General features: G+C 70.7%; 17 protein-coding genes. 12 read left to right on the top strand and 5 right to left on the bottom strand.

What is annotated here, in order from left to right; all coding sequences use genetic code 11:
• From ACFSVL_RS15020 to ACFSVL_RS15070, 11 genes are all read left to right on the top strand, one after another.
• Nucleotides 1-1,250: ABC transporter substrate-binding protein (locus ACFSVL_RS15020; protein ID WP_378304496.1), on the top strand; the 1,250-nt coding region annotated here is incomplete at its 5' end.
• Nucleotides 1,250-2,197 (top strand): carbohydrate ABC transporter permease, encoded by a 948-nt coding sequence (locus ACFSVL_RS15025; protein ID WP_378304498.1) that lies wholly within the window; start codon nucleotides 1,250-1,252, stop codon nucleotides 2,195-2,197. The genes ACFSVL_RS15020 and ACFSVL_RS15025, both read left to right, overlap by 1 nt.
• 10 nt (nucleotides 2,198-2,207) lie before the next feature.
• Nucleotides 2,208-3,134: a carbohydrate ABC transporter permease gene (locus ACFSVL_RS15030; protein WP_378304499.1), complete on the top strand. Its 927-nt coding sequence runs from the start codon at nucleotides 2,208-2,210 to the stop codon at nucleotides 3,132-3,134.
• A gap of 7 nt (nucleotides 3,135-3,141) precedes the next feature.
• Entirely contained in the window at nucleotides 3,142-4,209 is a 1,068-nt protein-coding gene (locus ACFSVL_RS15035) for an ABC transporter ATP-binding protein (protein ID WP_378304501.1), read from the top strand.
• Nucleotides 4,206-6,086, top strand: coding sequence for a DUF5107 domain-containing protein (locus ACFSVL_RS15040; RefSeq protein ID WP_378304502.1), 1,881 nt, complete (start codon nucleotides 4,206-4,208; stop codon nucleotides 6,084-6,086). The genes ACFSVL_RS15035 and ACFSVL_RS15040 overlap by 4 nt, the downstream gene beginning before the upstream one ends.
• An 81-nt stretch (nucleotides 6,087-6,167) precedes the next feature.
• Nucleotides 6,168-6,944, top strand: coding sequence for a DeoR/GlpR family DNA-binding transcription regulator (locus tag ACFSVL_RS15045; protein ID WP_378304504.1), 777 nt, complete (start codon nucleotides 6,168-6,170; stop codon nucleotides 6,942-6,944).
• Nucleotides 6,945-7,137: 193 nt separating this feature from the next.
• Nucleotides 7,138-9,111, top strand: a complete 1,974-nt coding sequence (locus ACFSVL_RS15050) for a glycoside hydrolase family 31 protein (RefSeq protein ID WP_378304506.1) — start codon at nucleotides 7,138-7,140, stop codon at nucleotides 9,109-9,111.
• A 55-nt stretch (nucleotides 9,112-9,166) separates the two neighbouring features.
• A complete protein-coding gene (locus ACFSVL_RS15055) occupies nucleotides 9,167-9,553 on the top strand; it encodes a BlaI/MecI/CopY family transcriptional regulator (protein ID WP_378304508.1) in 387 nt (128 codons plus the stop codon).
• Entirely contained in the window at nucleotides 9,550-10,488 is a 939-nt protein-coding gene (locus ACFSVL_RS15060; protein WP_378304510.1) for a M56 family metallopeptidase, read from the top strand. Before ACFSVL_RS15055 ends, ACFSVL_RS15060 begins: the two co-directional genes overlap by 4 nt.
• A 91-nt stretch (nucleotides 10,489-10,579) precedes the next feature.
• A complete protein-coding gene (locus ACFSVL_RS15065; protein ID WP_378304511.1) occupies nucleotides 10,580-11,293 on the top strand; it encodes a DsbA family protein in 714 nt (237 codons plus the stop codon).
• Complete coding sequence (locus tag ACFSVL_RS15070) at nucleotides 11,290-12,138, top strand: cytochrome c biogenesis CcdA family protein (protein ID WP_378304513.1); 849 nt, start codon at nucleotides 11,290-11,292, stop codon at nucleotides 12,136-12,138. The genes ACFSVL_RS15065 and ACFSVL_RS15070 overlap by 4 nt, the downstream gene beginning before the upstream one ends.
• A gap of 28 nt (nucleotides 12,139-12,166) precedes the next feature.
• Here the strand turns inward: ACFSVL_RS15070 and ACFSVL_RS15075 are convergent, their stop codons facing one another.
• The 3 genes from ACFSVL_RS15075 to ACFSVL_RS15085 form a co-directional block, all read right to left on the bottom strand.
• A complete protein-coding gene (locus tag ACFSVL_RS15075) occupies nucleotides 12,167-12,721 on the bottom strand; it encodes a hypothetical protein (protein WP_378304515.1) in 555 nt (184 codons plus the stop codon).
• Between the two features lie 102 nt (nucleotides 12,722-12,823).
• Nucleotides 12,824-13,393, bottom strand: a complete 570-nt coding sequence (locus tag ACFSVL_RS15080; protein ID WP_378304687.1) for a TetR/AcrR family transcriptional regulator — start codon at nucleotides 13,391-13,393, stop codon at nucleotides 12,824-12,826.
• 44 nt (nucleotides 13,394-13,437) lie between these two features.
• The gene (locus ACFSVL_RS15085; protein ID WP_378304517.1) at nucleotides 13,438-14,433 is read right to left on the bottom strand and encodes a helix-turn-helix transcriptional regulator; all 996 of its coding nucleotides are present in this window, start codon (nucleotides 14,431-14,433) and stop codon (nucleotides 13,438-13,440) included.
• An 85-nt stretch (nucleotides 14,434-14,518) separates the two neighbouring features.
• Between ACFSVL_RS15085 and ACFSVL_RS15090 the strand changes: the two genes are divergently transcribed.
• Complete coding sequence (locus ACFSVL_RS15090) at nucleotides 14,519-15,733, top strand: FAD-dependent oxidoreductase (protein WP_378304518.1); 1,215 nt, start codon at nucleotides 14,519-14,521, stop codon at nucleotides 15,731-15,733.
• A 96-nt stretch (nucleotides 15,734-15,829) separates the two neighbouring features.
• Here ACFSVL_RS15090 and ACFSVL_RS15095 read toward each other — a convergent pair whose 3' ends face one another.
• Both ACFSVL_RS15095 and ACFSVL_RS15100 read right to left on the bottom strand, forming a co-directional pair.
• The gene (locus tag ACFSVL_RS15095; protein WP_378304520.1) at nucleotides 15,830-16,333 is read right to left on the bottom strand and encodes a hypothetical protein; all 504 of its coding nucleotides are present in this window, start codon (nucleotides 16,331-16,333) and stop codon (nucleotides 15,830-15,832) included.
• Nucleotides 16,334-16,369: 36 nt separating this feature from the next.
• Complete coding sequence (locus ACFSVL_RS15100) at nucleotides 16,370-17,101, bottom strand: alpha/beta fold hydrolase (RefSeq protein ID WP_378304522.1); 732 nt, start codon at nucleotides 17,099-17,101, stop codon at nucleotides 16,370-16,372.
• Between the last annotated feature and the right edge of the window lie 147 nt (nucleotides 17,102-17,248).

Consider the following 17,248-nt stretch of genomic DNA (forward strand, 5'->3'; position numbering starts at 1 on the left):
CGGCCGTGAAACCGGCGAGCGGCGGGCAGCTCGTCTACTGGTCCATGTGGACCGCGGACGAGCCGCAGGGCAAGGTGCTGCAACGAGCGCTGAAGTGCTTCCAGGACAAGACCGGCGTGAAGGTCGACGTGCAGTGGCTCGGCCGCAAGGCCTACACCCAGAACCTGGTACCGGCGCTCAACACCAGTACCGTGCCGGACCTGTTCGACCAGGACGTCAGCAAGGTCGGCGCGGCGATCATGACGCCGGGCGGCACGCAGAGCCTCGACGACGTGTTCGGCATGAAGATCGGCGAGGGCGACAAGACGGTCAAGGACGTCCTCTCCCCCACCTCGTACGACTTCCCGCAGAACAAAGACCGCGAGGGGCACAGCTTCCTCGTGCCGTACGAGATCCAGTCCAGCGCCTGGTGGTACGACAAAGCCGCCGGCGGCGCGCTCGGCCAGCCGAAGACCGTGGACGAGCTGGTCGGCCTATTCGACAAGGCGAAGGCGGACGGCAAGGCGGCGGTCAGCCAGGACGGCGACATCCCGTTCTACAACATGTACTACTTCACCCAGCTGGCCGAACGCTACGTCGGCGCGGGCGGGCTGGCGAAGGCGGCGCAGGACCCGACCGGACGCGCGTGGACCGACGTTCCCGGGTTCCGCGAGGCGGCCGCGCAGACCGCACGGATCTCGAAGTACTTCGTCGACGGCTGGGACGCGGCCAAGTTCCCGCAGATCCAGCAGCGCTGGGCGGACGGCGACGCCCGTTTCCTCTACGTCGGCACCTGGGCGCCGAGCGAAACCCGCGAATACCTGGACAAGCAGGGCGCGGGCACGAAGATCGACTACGGCTCCTTCCAGTTCCCGATGCCGCCCGGCGCCACGCACGACACCGTGGAGCAGATGTCGATCGGCTTCGCCGTGCCCAAGAAGGCCAAGAACGCCGACGCGGCCAAGGCGTTCATCGCCTACTTCCTCAACAAGGGCAACCTCGCCGGCATCCCCGCGGTGGCCGACAACCTGGTGCCCCGGACCGATCTCGCGGTGCCGGACGACCTCAAGCCGGTCAAGGCCGTCCTGGACGACCAGAAGAAGGAACACGTGCTGCAGTACGACGGCATCGACGCGATCGCCGGCGGCAAATGGCAGACCGACGTGTTCGACCCCGCCGACACCGCCCTGCTCAAGGGAGCACTGACCCCGGAGGCGTTCGTGGCGCAGCTCGCCGAGAAGTCCGCCGCCTTCTGGAAGAACCAGCACTGATGGCGACGGTCACGCAGGCGGCCCGGGCCGGGCGGCGGCCCGCGCTCGGGCCGCACCTGAGCCGCAAACGCAAGCTGTTCTGGCCCTTCGCCGCCCCCGCGCTGGCGCTCTATCTGGCGTTCCTGGTGCTGCCGACGGTCGCGACCGTGGTGCTCAGCTTCACCAGCTGGTCCGGCGCGGGCGACACGCCGCGGCCGCAGGGCGTCGGCAACTACGTGCGGATGTGGCAGAGCGACGCGTTCCGCTACGCCTTCGGCAACACGCTCGTCTACGTGTTCCTCGGCGGCGTCGGCACCTTCCTGCTCGCGTTCCTGTTCACCATGGTGCTGCGGGACATGCGCGGCGGGAAGGTCGTGCGGGCGATCCTGTTCTTCCCGAACATCGTCGCCCCGGTCGCGCTCGGCATGTTCCTCGGCTTCGTGTTCAAGTACCAGCCGGGCAAACAGGGGCTCGCCAACTACGTGCTGGAGCACCTCGGCGCGGACGCGGCGAAGTTCCTCGCGCCGGAGAACGTGACCGGGGTGGTGACCGCGTCGCTGATCTGGGCCAGTTCCGGCTTCTACATCACCATCCTGATGGCCGCGGTGGACCAGATCCCGCCGCACCTCTACGAGGACGCGGACCTCGGCGGCGCCTCGCCGTGGCAGAAGTTCCGCTCCATCACGCTGCCGCTCACCTGGGACGTGGTGGGCGTGGCCGGGGTGCTGTGGACGATCAACGCGCTCAAGATCTTCGAACTCGTCTTCGTGCTCGCCGGGCCCGGCACCTACGCCCCGCCGAACCGGGCGTGGACGCTCGGCATCTACGTGTTCGACCGGACCTTCGGCTCGAACGGCACGCCGGACTTCGGCGCGGCCTGCGCCTGCGCGGTCGCGATGATCGCGCTCGTGTCGATCCTCGTCGTGCTGCTGCGGCGGCTGATGCGCCGTGACGCCATCCAGTTCTGAAGGAGATCCCGTGACCGTCACGGAAGCGCCGCGCGCCGCCACACCGGGCAAACCCCGGCGCACCCCGCCGCGCCGGCCCCGCCCGGCTCCCGGCAGCCGCAGGCTCAGCCCGCTGCGGCTGCTCGGCTCAGCGATCGTGTGGTTGTTCACCGCGGGCAACCTGCTGGTGCTGTACTGGCTGATCACCGCGGCGTTCAAGACCCCGGTGGAGATCTTCACCAAGCCGTTCGCCCTGCCGTACCAGTGGTTCCACGTCGGCAAGCCGTTCCGGAACTTCGTCTACGCCTGGAACAACGCCGGATTCGGCGACGCCGTGCTGTCCACAGTGGTCCTGGTCGGGCTGGCGACGATCGCCACGGTCGCGGTCTCCGCGCCGTGCGCTTACGCGCTCACCCGGCTCGGCGTGCGCGGTTCGGGCGTGCTGACCAACGGCGTCGCGATCGGCATGGGCGTGCCGTTCCAGACCGTGATCATCCCGCTGTTCGTCGCGTTCAGCGAGATCCACCTCGACAACCAGTACGGGCTGTTCGTGCTCTACGTGGCGCTGTCCATCCCGTTCACGGTGTTCCTGTTGACCGGGTTCTTCCGCTCGCTGCCCGACGAGATCGAAGAGGCCGCGGCGCTCGACGGCGCCTCGCCGGTGCGGGTGTTCGTCTCGGTCGTCCTGCCGCTGGCCCGCGGCGGCGTGATCACCGCGCTGACGCTCAACGCGATCGGGCTGTGGAACGAAACCCTGCTGGCGATCGTGTTCCTCAAGGATCAGGCCCACTTCACGCTCTCGCGCGCGCTGTTCACCTTCTACGGCGCGGCCAGCTACCAGTCCGAGTACGGCGGGCTGATCGCCGGCGTGGCGATCGTCGTGCTCCCGATGCTGCTGCTCTACGTCGTGCTCGCCCGCCGGATCATCACCGGCCTGACCCTCGGCGCCGGAAAGTAGGACTCTGATGGCCACCGTGAGTTTCACCGACACCACCCGCTACTACGCCGGGGTCGAGCGCCCCGCGGTGGACGGGCTCGACCTGGAGGTCGCCGACGGCGAATTCCTGGTGCTGGTCGGCCCTTCCGGCTGCGGCAAATCGACCACCCTGCGGATGCTCGCCGGGCTGGAGGGCGTGGACGAGGGCTCGATCCGCATCGGCGAGAAGGACGTCACCGCGCTGCCGCCGAAGGAGCGGGACATCGCGATGGTGTTCCAGAACTACGCGCTCTACCCGCACATGACCGTCGCGGAGAACATCGGCTTCCACCTCAAGCTCGCGCGCATGCCGAAGGCCGAGCGGGAACGCCGGGTCCGCGAAGCCGCGGTCACGCTCGACCTGACCGAATACCTCGACCGGCGCCCGGCGAAGCTGTCGGGCGGGCAACGGCAGCGGGTGGCGATGGGCCGCGCGATCGTGCGCGAGCCGAGCGTGTTCCTGATGGACGAGCCGCTGTCCAATCTGGACGCCAAACTGCGGGTGCAGACCCGCACGCAGATCGCGTCGCTGCAGCGGCGGCTCGGCACCACCACGCTGTACGTCACGCACGACCAGATCGAAGCGATGACGATGGGCGACCGGGTGGCCGTGCTGCGCGACGGCGTGCTGCAGCAATGCGATTCCCCGGTCGGGCTCTTCGAGCGCCCGCGCAACGTGTTCGTCGCGGGCTTCATCGGCTCGCCCGCGATGAACCTCATCGAGACCACAGTGGACAGTTCCGGCGCGGCGGCGGGCGACGGCACGCTCCCGCTGACTCCGGCGCAGCGGTCCGCGCTGACCGGGCCGGGCATCGTCGTCGGCGTGCGGCCGGAAGGCTGGGACATCGGCGGCTCCGGATACCGCGCGGTCGTCGAAGTCGTCGAAGAACTCGGCAGCGATCAGTACCTCTACTGCCGGGCCGGGGACCGGGTGCTGACGGTTCGGACGCCGGGCATGGCGCCGTGGCGACGCGGCGAGGAGATCTCGCTGGCGCCGCGGACCGGCGCGGCGCACCTGTTCGACGCCGCGTCCGGCGAACGGCTGCCGGACGCATGACCACGATCACGAGCACCGGGCTCGTGCTTCCCGCGGCCGAACTGGGCCCGGAGAACCCGTTGCCGCCGCTGGTCCGGACCGAACAGGCCGCGTCGGTGGTCAATGCGGACGAGCTTCCCGCGGACCTCGCGGCGAACCTGTCCTACGGTCGGCTCGACACGGTGCTGCCGTACCGGATCCAGGACGGGTACGGCCGCGAGCGGACCGAGCAGCGGCTGCCCGCGCTGGTGCTGGAGAACGACCTGCTGCGCGCGACCGTCCTTCCCGGACTCGGCGGACGGCTGCATTCCTTGCTCGACAAGGAAACCGGCCGGGACCTGGTGTACCGCAACCCGGTGTTCCAGCCGGCGAACCTGGCGCTGCGCGACGCGTGGTTCGCCGGCGGCGTCGAGTGGAACCTCGGCAGCACCGGGCACACCACGCTCACCTGCGCGCCGATGTTCGCCGCCGAGGTGCCTGGGCCGGGCGGCGAACCGGTGCTGCGGCTGTGGGAATGGGAACGCACCCGCGATCTGCCGTACCAGCTGGATTTCTGGCTGCCCGAAGGATCGCGGCGGCTGTTCGTCGGAGTACGGATCCGCAATCCGCACGACAGCGACGTGCCGGTCTATTGGTGGTCCAACACCGCGGTGGCGCAAACAGCCGGGACTCGCGTGCTCGCCCCCGCCGACAAGGCCTGGCACTACGGCTATTCCGGGCGGCTGGACCTCGTCGACGTGACCGGCGACCTGACCTATCCCGCCCGAGCGACGGCGGCGGCCGACTATTTCTTCGAGGTCGGCGGTCCGCCGTGGATCGCCGCCGTGGACGCGGACGGGCACGGGCTCGGCCAGGCGTCCACGGCGCGGCTGCGCGGGCGGAAACTGTTCGTGTGGGGCGAATCCGCGGGCGGACGCCGGTGGCAAGACTGGCTCGCGCCCGGGATGGGCGGATACCTCGAAATCCAGGCCGGGCTTGCCCGGACGCAGCTCGAACACCTGCGGCTGCCCGCGGGTGCCTCGTGGGACTGGCTCGAAAGCTACGGTCCGGTCGCGGCCGACCCGGAGATCGCGCACGGGCCGGACTGGCCCGCCGCGCTCGCCTCGGTCGCCGCCGGGCTGCCCGCCGCCGGGGAGCTGGACCGGCGGTGGCGAGAATGGCGCGCGGCCGCCGACGCCGCGCCCGGGGAACTCCTCGCGGAGGGCTCCGGCTGGGGCGCGTTGGAAACCCGCCGGATGCTGGTGGAACTGCCCGGCACGCCGTTTCCCGGGAGCAGCCTCGGCGCCGCCCAGCAGCCGTGGCTGGACTTGCTCGACGGCGTGGCACCCCGGGCCGAACCCGCCGCAGAACCTCCGGACACGCTCGTCAACCGGCATTGGGCCGAGCTGCTGGAGGCCGTGCCCGACCAGGGCTGGCTCACCTGGTACCACCGGGGAATCGCCCGATGGGCGGCAGGCGACCGGGACGGCGCGGCGGCCGCGTGGCACCGGTCGGCCGAGTCGGAGCCGAACGGCTGGGCGTGGCGCAACCTAGCCGTCGCCCAAGACGATCCGGCGCGCGCCGCGGAGTACTACCGGCGGGCGCTGGACCTGCTGCCGAAACTGGCACCGCTGGCGCTGGAGGCCATCGCCGCGCAGCTCGCCGCCGGTGCTCCCGGGACCGCGCGGGAATTGCTCGAACCGTGGCCGGTCGAAGGCCGGTTCGCGTTGCTGCGGGCGCGGATCTCGCTCGCGCTCGGCGACCTCGACGGGGCGCGCGAGGTGTACGAACGAGGGTTCACCGTGCCCGGGATCCGCGAGGGCGAGACGTCGCTGAGCGATGTGTGGCACGCGATCTCCCCCGGCCCGCTGCCCGCCGAATACGACTTCCGGATGAAAACCGGCGGCGGGGCCGGATGAGCGCGATCGGCCGTCGGGGTGAACAATGACGCCGCGGCGGGAAAGCAGGCACGGGGACCGGCCCGAAGGGAGCACAAGCCGATGGCTCGGCACGAACGGTTGAGCACACTGTTGGACCTCTTGGCGAAGCGGGAGAAGCTCGACGTCGAAGAGGTGGCCGCGGAGCTGAACGTCTCCGCCGCCACGATCCGCCGCGACCTGGACCACCTCGCCGAACAGCAGCTGCTCACCCGCACCCACGGCGGCGCCGTCGCGAACGACCTTGCCTACGATCTGCCGCTGCGCTACAAAACCGCCCGCCACGCCCCGGAAAAACAGCGGATCAGCGCCGCGGCGGCGGCACTGGTGTCCAACGGGATGGTCATCGGCCTCAACGGCGGCACCACGACCGCGGGCGTCGCCAGGGCGCTGGCCATGCGCGCGGACCTGGCCGACGCCCCCGGCCTCACCATCGTGACCAACGCGCTCAACATCGCCCACGAGCTGGCCGTGCGGCCGAACATGAAGATCGTCGTCACCGGAGGGGTCGCCCGCCCGCAGTCGTTCGAGCTGAGCGGGCCGCTGGCCACCCTGGTGCTCAGCCAGCTCAGCCTTGACCTGCTGTTCCTCGGCGTGGACGCCTTGCACCCCACGGCGGGCGCGTTCGCCTGCCACGAGGGCGAGGCGGACATCAACCGGCTCATGGTGCACAACGCCGCCCGGGTAGTGGCCGTGACGGACAGTTCGAAACTCGGCCGCCGCGCCTTCGCCCGCATCTGCGACATCACCGACGTCCACGAGGTCGTGACGGACAGCGACGCCGACCCCGACGTCGCCGCCGCCCTCAAAGCCGCCGGAATCCCGGTGCAGATCGCCTGAACGCCCGGTCCCGCTCGCCGTCCGCCGCGTCTCCCGCGGACGGCGGCTGAAACACGTCTCCGTCCCTTCAGGACACCCCGCTTCGCGACGCATACCCGCCCTTGACAAGGCCGCCGCGTGACGTGCTTACTACTGCAGGTTCGAGCGTCACATTGAGCATATTCACGCAGAATGGGAGGCTCCAGTGCTTCCAGTGCCTCGACGACTCGCGTACGCGGCGGCCGGGCTCATCCTCACCGCTTCCGTCGCGGCTCCCGCCGCCGCGGAACCGCTCTCTTCGATCTCAGTGCCGCGCGGCCCCGATTCCCCCGGCTATCAACTGCGCATCGACACCGCCCGGCTGGGCATCAGCCTTTCGCGCGGCGGCGAACAACTGCTGCGCACCGCGTCAGACGCGTTCACCTTCGACGGCGGCGTCGCAACGCGCGTGCGATCGATCTCGCGAGAGGGCACGACCGTCGTCGCCCGCGCCGACAGCACCGCTGGGCGAACGGTGGCCCTGCGGATCACCCCGCGCCCGGACCGGTTCGAGCTGAAGTGGACGGTCGACGGGCTCGCCGCCGGACAGCGCGCGACCCACTTCGACCTGACGTCGTCCGGCCACTGGTACGGCGGCGGCGAAACCAGCGAAGGGAAAACCCAGCCATACCCGCTTTCCGCGGGCACGGTGGACGAACCGGAGTTCTCCCCCGCCAGCTACATGATGCAAGAACCCTACTTCTTCACCTCGAAGTCGGTCGGGCTCTTCGTCCGCACCGCACAGCCGATGAAGGTCACGCTCGCCGGCGGGCGCGGAGATCTGACCGTGACGAACTCCGCGGAATACTCAAGCACGGTGTTCGTGGAGTCGAGCCGCCGCGCGGTCTACGACGACTACGTCGGCGAAGTCGGCAAGCCCGCCAAGAGCGACGCGTCCGCGGCCGAGTACGCGAGTCCACTGTGGAATTCCTGGGCGCAGTACTACCGCGACATCGACCAGGACAAGGTGCTTTCGTGGGCGCGTGACCTGAAAGCGGCGGGCGTCGCCGGGCACACCGTGCAACTCGACGACAAATGGGAATCCAACTACGGCAACCTGACCTTCGACCAGAAGACGTTCCCGGACCCGAAGAAACTGGCCGCCGACATCCACGCGATGGGCCAGAAGTTCGGCCTGTGGACCACGTTCTGGATCAACCTGGACTCGGCGAACTACGCCTACGCCCGCGACCACGGCTATCTGGTGCGCGCCAAGGGAAACCCGGCCCAGCCGTGCACGGTGACCTGGTGGAACGGCACCGCGGGCATCATCGACCTCGGCAACCCGCAGGCCCGGGACTGGTACACCGGCAACCTGCGGAAACTGATGGCGGACTACGGCGTCGACGGCTTCAAGTTCGACACCCGCTTCTTCGACGACCGCTGCGCCGCCACCGGGAACCTGACCCCGCAGGACTACCAGAAGCTGGGCGCGGACATGACCGACGCGTTCGACCAGCAGGGCGCGGGCATCCGCACGCACTGGGGCAACCAGCGCTACGGGTTCGTCATCCGGGCAGTCGACGCGGACACGACGTGGGACGGCCTGCGCACGTCGCTGCGCCGCGCGTCGGCGATCTCGGCCAACGGCTACCCGTTCGTCGAGACGGACATGATCGGCGGTTCGAACAGCATGCCCCCGCCGTCGCGCGAGGTGCTGGTGCGCTGGGCGCAGGCCGCATCGCTGATGCCCCTGATGTACGCCTCGACCTCCCCGGTGACGACGGTCGACACCACGACCGGCAAGCCGGTCGCCTACCCTGCCGACACCGCGAAGCTGTACGCCGACGCGGTCCGCACCCACGCGAAGCTGGCGGGCTACCTGAAAACCCAGGTACAGCAAGCAGTCAAGGACGGCACGCCGATCATGCGGCCGGTGTACTTCGACTTCCCCGCCGACCACCGCTTCGACACCGTCGATGACGAGTGGCTGCTCGGCCCCGCCCTGCTGGCGGCCCCGATGATCACGGCGGGCAGTACGCGAGACATCGCGCTGCCGTCCGGGCTGTGGTTCGACCCGCACACCAAGCGGGTCGAACTGGGCGGCCGGACGCTGCACGACTACGCCGCTCCGTTGGACACGACGCCCATGTTCGTCCGGATCGGCGCTCCGGGATGGGCTGGTCTCGCCAGCACGCTGAGCCGCTGACCGCCGGGCCCGGTCCGGCCGACAGTCCGGACCGGGCCTGTGGTAAATCACTGAGGTGGCTGGTTTGGGCGACCTGGAAAGCCGGGTCATGGCGGCGCTGTGGGACTCCGACGTCCCGCAGACGGTCCGCGCTGTCCAATCGACGCTGCGGGTCGAGCGCGATCTCGCCTACACCACCGTGATGACCGTGCTCGACAACCTGCACACCAAAGGCTGGGTCGTCCGGGAACGCGACGGGCGCGCATGGTCCTACCGTCCCGCCCGCGCCCGAGAGGAGGCCGGCGCGCAGATGCTCCGCGATCTGCTCGCCTCGCTGGGAGATCCCCGCGGGGTCCTGATGAGCTTCGCCCGCGACATGAACACCGAGGAGTCGGAGTTCCTGCGCCAGGCCCTCGACCAGTCCCGCCCTGGCGACGAGCCCCGGAAACCGGGCCGCTCGTGACGCTCGCGGTCGCCTTGCTGCTCGCCTCGGTCGTCATCGCCGCCGGGGCGCCCCGCTACCTGCGGCCCGGCAGCACGCCGCGGGTCCATCCCTCTCTGTCGCTCTGCGCCTGGCTGGTCGCCGCGCTCTCGATGGTCGCGACCGCCTTCTCGGCAGCCGTGATCCTGCTGAGCCCGGACCCAGCCGTCCCGGACGGGGCGTTCGGGCTCGCGACCGCGTGCTGGCGGGCGATCGGCCGCTCCGCGTTCCCGTGGCTTCTGCTCACCCGCCTCGTCATCGGCCTCACGGTGCTGGTTCTCCTCCTCCGGATCGGCAGCGTGCTGACCGCGGATCTGATCGACGGCAGCCGGCGCCGCCGCGACCACGCGAGAACCCTGCGCGCGGTCGCCCGCGAAGCCGACGGTGTCTGGTGGGTGCCCGGCGAAACGCCGTTGGCCTTCTCCATCGGCCGATTCCGCCGCGGGGTCGTCGTCGCCTCGACCGCAGTGGAACACCTAGACGACGACGTCGCCGAAGCTGTCCTCGCGCATGAACGAGCGCATCTGCGCGGCCGGCACCACCTCGCGGTCACGCTCGCGCACTCGATGGCGCGCGCACTGCCGCGGGTGCCGCTGTGCCGAGCCGCCCCGGCCGCGATCTCCGTGCTCTGCGAACTGTCCGCAGACGCCGCAGCGGTCAACGCCTGCGGTCTTCCCGCCGTCACCGGCGCCCTGCACTCGATGGCGCCCAGCGCCGCCCCGCCCAGCGTCGTCGGTTTCGGCGCGCACCTGCAAGCCAGGGTTTCGTGGCTGAGCAGGCCCCGTTCGCCGATGCTGCAACGCTCCGGCGCGATCTCCCGAGGCCTCGCCGGAACCACGGCGCTCCTGCCGCCGCTGGCGTCCGCCGCGATGGCGGCCGCGTCGCTCACGATGCTCTGCCTGAGCCGTACCAGCTGACCTGTCCCGGCACCCGGCCGACCGTTGCCCGCCGCTGTCTACTACGTTCTTAGTAGTTAACTACTATCGACTTAGTAGAGGAGTCGGCGGCATGTCCCGGCGAACCGGCAGAGTTCCCACCCTCGTCCTCGCGCTGGCGCTGGCGGTCGCCGTGCTGGGACTCGTCGTCTTCGCGGTCGTCTCCTCGAAAACGGACACGAACGCCTCTCCCGCCTCCGTGGCCCCGTCGGCCAAGCCGTCCCTCGGCCCGCTCGGCGAACTCGCCCATCGCAAGCCCGGCGACCCGCTCGCCCTCGGCAGGCCGGACGCACCCGTGACCATGGTGATCTTCTCCGACTACCGGTGCCCCTTCTGCGCGAAGTTCAGCAAGGACACCGAACGCGCGCTGGCCAAGCAGTACGTCGACGCCGGCAAACTGCGGATCGAATGGCGCGACTTCCCCATTTTCGGCGACCAGTCGATGCAGGCGGCCATAGCCGGACGCGCGGCCGCGCTCCAGGGGAAATTCTGGGAGTTCAACCACGCGGTCTACGACGCGGCGCCCGACAAGGGACACCCCGACCTTCCGCCGGATCGGCTCCTGCAGTTCGCGCGCAGCGCAGGCGTTCCCGACCTGGCCCGGTTCCAGCAAGACACCAAGTCCCCGCAGCTGGCCCAGGAGGTGCGCACGGACCTCGCGGAGGCGTCCGCACTCGGGGTGTCCAGCACGCCGGCCTTCTCCGTGAACGGCTATCCGGTCCTCGGCGCCCAGCCGACGGAACTGTTCAAGCAGCAGATCGAGCGGGCACTGGCCGGTGCGTCGTGACCGGCGTCAGCCTGCTCACCGCGTTTCTCGGCGGCCTCCTTTCTCTGGTCAGCCCATGCGCGGCGCTGCTGCTGCCGTCGTTCTTCGCCTACGCGTTCGGGACAGTCGGTGCGCTGCTTTCCCGCACTGCGGCGTTTCTCGCCGGTCTTATGGTCGTGCTCGTGCCGCTGGGCGCCGGGGTGGCGGCGATCGGCGAACTGCTCACCCGCTACCGCGGCATCGCCACCACCGTCGGCGGAGCGCTGCTGATCCTGCTCGGCTTGATGACCATCGCGGGCCTGGGATTCGGCAGCACGGCGGCCGGACGATTCGCCGGACGACGGCGAATCTCCAGCCTGGCCTCGGTTTTCGCGCTCGGCGCCGTGTACGGCCTCGCCGGATTCTGCTCCGGCCCGCTGCTGGGCGGGATCCTCACCGTCGCCGCGCTCGGCGCACACCCCGTCTACGGCGCGCTGCTGATGGCCGTCTACGCGGCCGGAATGGCGGTGCCGCTGTTCGCGCTGGCCCTGCTCTGGGACCGCCTGCACCTGTCGTCGCGACGCTGGCTGCGCGGCCGCGAACTGCGCATCGGCCCGCTGCGAACCCAGTCGACGTCGCTGATCTCCGGCCTGCTGTTCATCGCCATCGGAGTCCTGTTCCTCGCGACCGACGGCACCGCGGCCGTCGGCGCCGCGGTCGGGGTGGACCAGCAATTCGAGGCACAGGAGACGGTTCAGCGAGTTTTCGGCGCCGTCCCGGATGTCGTCGTGGCGCTGGCCCTGGTCATCATCGTGCTCACGACGATGCTGCTGCGCCGATCCCTGCGGCAGAAGCGCAACGAACCCGACACGGCCGACGAAGCCTGACCGTCCCGCCGCCCGCCGAAGCTCTTCCTTACGCTCGCCTGAACTCAGAGTCCGCAGTGCGACCCAGCCGGATCGCCGAGACCAGGAAGAAGATGCCGCCCAGCACGGCGTAACCGGCCACGTTCGCCAGCGACGGCTCCGGCGCGGCGGCCCCGACGATGAAGCTCGCACCGGCCAGCACGGAGATCCCGCCGCTGAGGATCATCGGCCACTGGCCGCCCATCCGGCGACGGCCGACCGCCACGACCAGCTGGACCAGCCCCGCGACGACGGCCCACGCGCCCCACACCCGCAGCACCGCCGGGATGCCGGACGCGCTGGCGATCGCCAGGCCGACTCCGGCCAGCAGGCTGATCGCGATGTTCACGTACAGCCCGGCGGCGCGGGTCGAGCGCGCGTCCACGACCGCGGCGGCGACGTCGAACAGCGGGTACGCGACGACCAGCACCGCCCCGATCGGGCCGAGGTGCGATTTGGCGGTGAGGAACAGCAGCGCCGCCCAGACGACGGCGAAGGCGAACCGCACGAAATACAACCGGCGCAACGCCACGGCACTTCCGGCGGGCGAGTCAACGATGGTCACGAGAATCCTTCCAGGACTACTAGGGAGATAGAACGTTCGTTCTCCCTAGTAGCCTGTCGGCCCGCCCGGGCAGCGTCAAGATGCCCCGTTCTTTCGGAAGTGTTACGGGGCCGCGGAGTCGAGGCGGAACCGCAGGATGCCCTCGATGCCCTGGAGGAACGTCTCGCCGACCTCGGCCGCGTTCGTGAGGCAGCCAGAGGCCATCGCACCGTCGCGCAGCATGACGAAATGCCGCGCCGCGGGCTCCGGCGCGGTCTCGCCGACCTGCGCGAGCAAGTCTGTGACCATGCGCAGGAACCATTCGCGGTGCGTCAGGACCGCTTGGTGCACGGGGTGTTTGGGGTCCGGGTATTCCGCGGCCGCGTTGAGGAACGCGCAGCCGCGGAAGTGCGCGGACTGGATGCTCTCCGCGATGAATCCGGCGACGGCACGCAGGGCATCAGCCGCCGGCGGATTGCCGGCGAGGATCTTGCCGACCCCGTCGCGCTCCATCTCGGACACGCCCTGCAGATACGCGACGACGAGGTCTTCCTTGCCCGGGAAATGCCGGTACAGCGTGGCCCGGGTGACCTTCGCCTCCGCCACGATCCGGTCGATCCCCACTGAATGGAGACCCTCGGCGTAGAAGATCCGGGTGGCCGTCGCGAGCAGCCTAGACCGCGCTTCGGACACCTGGGCTTTCTGCACCACGAAGGCAACGCTAGCAGGTCACGGCTTCATCCCGCGTCGTCGATCGTCGTCCACCGCTGGGAAAGCCGACGGCAGGCGTCGACGAGTTCGCGCGGCCGGACGTCGGTCATCTCGGTATCGAAAGTGGCCAGGATGCCCGCGATCCCGGCCCACGACCAAGCGCCGAGGGTGAGCCGCGCATGCTCGGCGTCGAGGTGTTCCACCACCGATCCGCCCGGCGCCCAGCGGGCCACGACGTGCGCGGGCAGACCGAGGCGGGCGGAGCCGGTGCACGGCCACTCCGCCGGGGTGTCGCCGCGGTCGTGCGTGCTCATCACGAACTGGGCCAGGTCGTCGGCGGGAAGCTCGCGAGCGCGGAAGTTCTGGGTGGTCGGCCGGGGACGCAGCCGGTCGACCCGGTGCACCCGCCATTGGCTGTCGGTGCGGTCGTAGGCGACCAGGTACCACCTCGCCGCCCAGACGACCAGGTGGTGCGGCTCGATCCGGTGCGCGGGCCGGAAATCTGCGTCGGCGGGGTCCGGGCGGGTGCCGTCCGGGCGCAGGAACTCGGCGACCAGCAGCCGGCGGCGCCGCACCGCAGTCCCCACCGCGGTGAGCGCCGCCGAGTCGATCGGCGGTCCGGGGAATTCCCAGTAGTTCCGCAATCGGGTCAGGCGCAGGGATTCCATCGACGCCCGCAGCTCGGGAGGCATGACCTGGTGCAGGGTCGCCAGTGCGCGCGAAGCGTCGTCGCCGAGGCCGAACATCGTGCTGGGCGCGGTTTGCAGCGCGACCGCGACCGCGAGGGCCTGGTCGTGGTCGAACAGCAACGGCGGCAACGTGTTTCCGGCGCCGAGGCGGTAGCCGCCGTCGGGACCGTGGACGGTCTCGATCGAGTACTCGAGCCCGCGCAGGGTTTCGATGTCGCGGCGGACGGTGCGTTCGCTGGTCTCCAGCCGGGCGGCGAGTTCGCGCAGCGGCCACACCCGTCCGGAGCCGAGGAGGGACAGCAGCCGGAGAGCCCGGTGCGAGGTGTTCGCCATCTCCCTATTTTGTACTGGCCACTCGGTGTCCACTACTCGGGGCAAGGTGGGTTCCGTTCCGGAAAGAGCGGAAGGACAGGCAAGCATGCGGGTGGTTGTAGTCGGCGGCGGAATTGGCGGGCTCGCGCTAGGCGCGGGATTGCGCGGCCGGGGGTTCGACGTGGCGGTGTACGACCGCGACACCGATGTGGCGGCGACGGGCGGCTACCACATCACTTTGGACGACCGGGCGCAGTCGGCGCTGGCGGAATTGGTGGAACCGAAGATCATGCAACGGCTGCTGGCCTCGGGTTCGGCGCTGCGGCTCCGCGAGCGCGACGCGTTCTGGGACCGCCGCGGCCGGCTTCTCGGACAGGGCCCGGACTTGAGCGGCAGCGGCAGCGTGGACGTCGACCGAATCACCCTGCGCACCCTGCTGGCCGAGGCGGTCGGCGACGACCTGTACCTGGAACGCGCCGTCTCCGGTGTCAGCAATGACGGCCCCCAGGTCCTCTTCTCCGACGGCGCGCCGGTCTCGGCGGACCTCGTGGTCGGCGCGGACGGGGCCCACTCGGTGGTCGCCCGGCACCTGGCGGGCGGTCCGACCAACCGGCCGGCGGGCATCATCGGGTTCTCCGGCCGCACCCGCCGGCCCGACCTGAGCACGGCCGAGCAGCAGCGGCTGCGATCCCGTTCCGGCACCGCGATCGCCCCGCACGGTGCGGCGCTGTACGTCGGTTTCCTCGACCCGGTCGGCAATGCCGCGCTCGACGCTCCCGAACTGCGGATGTCGGTCACCACCGGACCCACCTACATCTGGGGCGCCATGTTCCCCGAATCCGCCGCGACCGACGCCCTCCGCACCCTGCACGGCCGCGAACTGCAAGCCGCGCTGCTCGACCGGTTCCGCAAGCAGCGCTGGGCCGAGCGCACCCTCGAAGTCATCGCCAAGGCCGACCCGGACAGCGTCGCCGCGTTCCGGTTCAACGCCGCCTCCACCCGCGCGGCCGACCTCGCCCCGTGGCCCGCGGGCCGGATCACCGCACTCGGCGACGCCGTCCACGCCACACCGCCGACCGCGGGAATGGGTGCGGGCGCAGCGATTCGTGACGCCGCGAGCTTGGTGCGGCACCTGTCCGAAGACGACAGCACTGCTGCCGTCGGACGATTCGAGGCCGAGATGCGCCAGCGTGGCAGCGAGGTTCTGAGGTTGGCGATGAAGACCGTTCGGTGGATCCTCGCCACCGACACCGCTCTGGGAGCCGCCGCCACCGCCGCAGCCACGCCGGTCCTGGCAGCGGCGGCCCGGCTGCGTCGCTGACTTGACGGGCAGAGCCGGTCGCGTGCTCTGCCCGATCAAGACCGCCGGAACGGCGCACCGCGATAACTCCTCCGCCGGCTCAAGTTCCGCGGCGGGTCAGCCCTGAGCCTCGCGAAGCATCCGCACCGCCTTCGGACCGACGCCGTGCAGCGCGAGGAGTTCCGCGTCGGTCCGCCCGGCGGTGTGCGCGAGGGTCGTGATCCCCGCCGCGTGGAGGGCGCGCGTGGCCGGGCTCCCGATCGCCCTGGGCAGGTCGCCGACTTCACCCGCTACCGCCGTGCCCGCCGCGGCTACCGGGGCCGCCAGCCGTTTCGGCGCGCGGGCCAGCCACGCCCGTCGGACCCAGTGGTTCAACTGCTGCCCGTCGAGGTCCCCGATCGGCAGCCGCACCCCGGCGCGGGCGACCCGGCGCGCGGTCGGGTGTTCCGCGCGCAGTTCGTCCGCGTCGGGCCCGGTCATCCGGAGCACGACCTGCCGATCCGGGCGCAGGGCGGCGAATTCCTTGCCCCGCACAGCGAACGCGACCGTGCCGTCGACGGTCAGTTCGGCCGTTTCGGGGTAGGACAGGGCGGTTCTGCGGAGCTGGGCCAAGGTCGTCACCAGCACAGGCTGGCACGGACGCGGCCGTTTCGCCGGTCAGGCCACGTCCGGCACGCCGAGGAAGTCGAGCACTGCCTCGCGCAGTTCCACTCCGACGAGCGCGCCGCGGTGATCGCCCGCGACGTGGCGCATCCGCGCGCCCGGCACCCGCGCGGCCAGCTCCTCGATGCCGTGCGCGATCAGGTCTTCCCGCCCGGCGAGAAACAGCGTCGGGACGGCCGGGACGCCCGCGCTCGGATCGAACGGCTCAGCCGCCAGGCCCTCGACGACGTTCAGCAGCGACTCCGCGTCCCCCGCGCTCGCCATGGCGGTGATCGCGCCGGTGAGCGGATCAGCGGGCGACGGTCCTCCTTGGACAGCCGTCCGCGCGGCGGCGAGATCGACCGCGGCGAACGGTTCCCGCGGGCTCAGCCCGCCGAGAACGAGGCGGCGCACCGGCGTGCGCGGATGCCTGGCGAGATCCCAGGCGAGCCGCGCGCCGAGCGAGTAGCCGACGACATCGACCTCCTCCGTGCCCGCGCATTCGGCCAGCGCGTCGACGACCCGGGCGGCGGTGACCTCCCCGGCCTCGGCGACTTTCGGACCGCCGGGGTGACCGGGCAGGTGCACCGCGATCGTCTCCCGTCCGGCGGACGCCAGCGGATCGGCCCAGCACTCGGCGGGCCAGTCCGCCGCGGCCGAGGACGCGAAACCGTGGATCAGCACGACCGGGGGCCCGGCCGCGGGACGGGCGGACAGCGTGCGGGTGACCGGGAACGCGGTTGTCATTCTCCAAGCGTAGACAAAACCTGCCGTCCGGTCCAGGCCGGTGCCGAACGGCCGGGAAACGATCGCGCACCGGCTGGGCCGTCGAGATGCGTCCTGCTGATCCCGGCCGGAATGCGCCTCCGAGGTCCGGCGTATTCCGGCCGGGAT

Origin of the sequence: Amycolatopsis silviterrae (assembly GCF_042684085.1) — a bacterium.
Lineage (GTDB): Bacteria > Actinomycetota > Actinomycetes > Mycobacteriales > Pseudonocardiaceae > Amycolatopsis > Amycolatopsis silviterrae.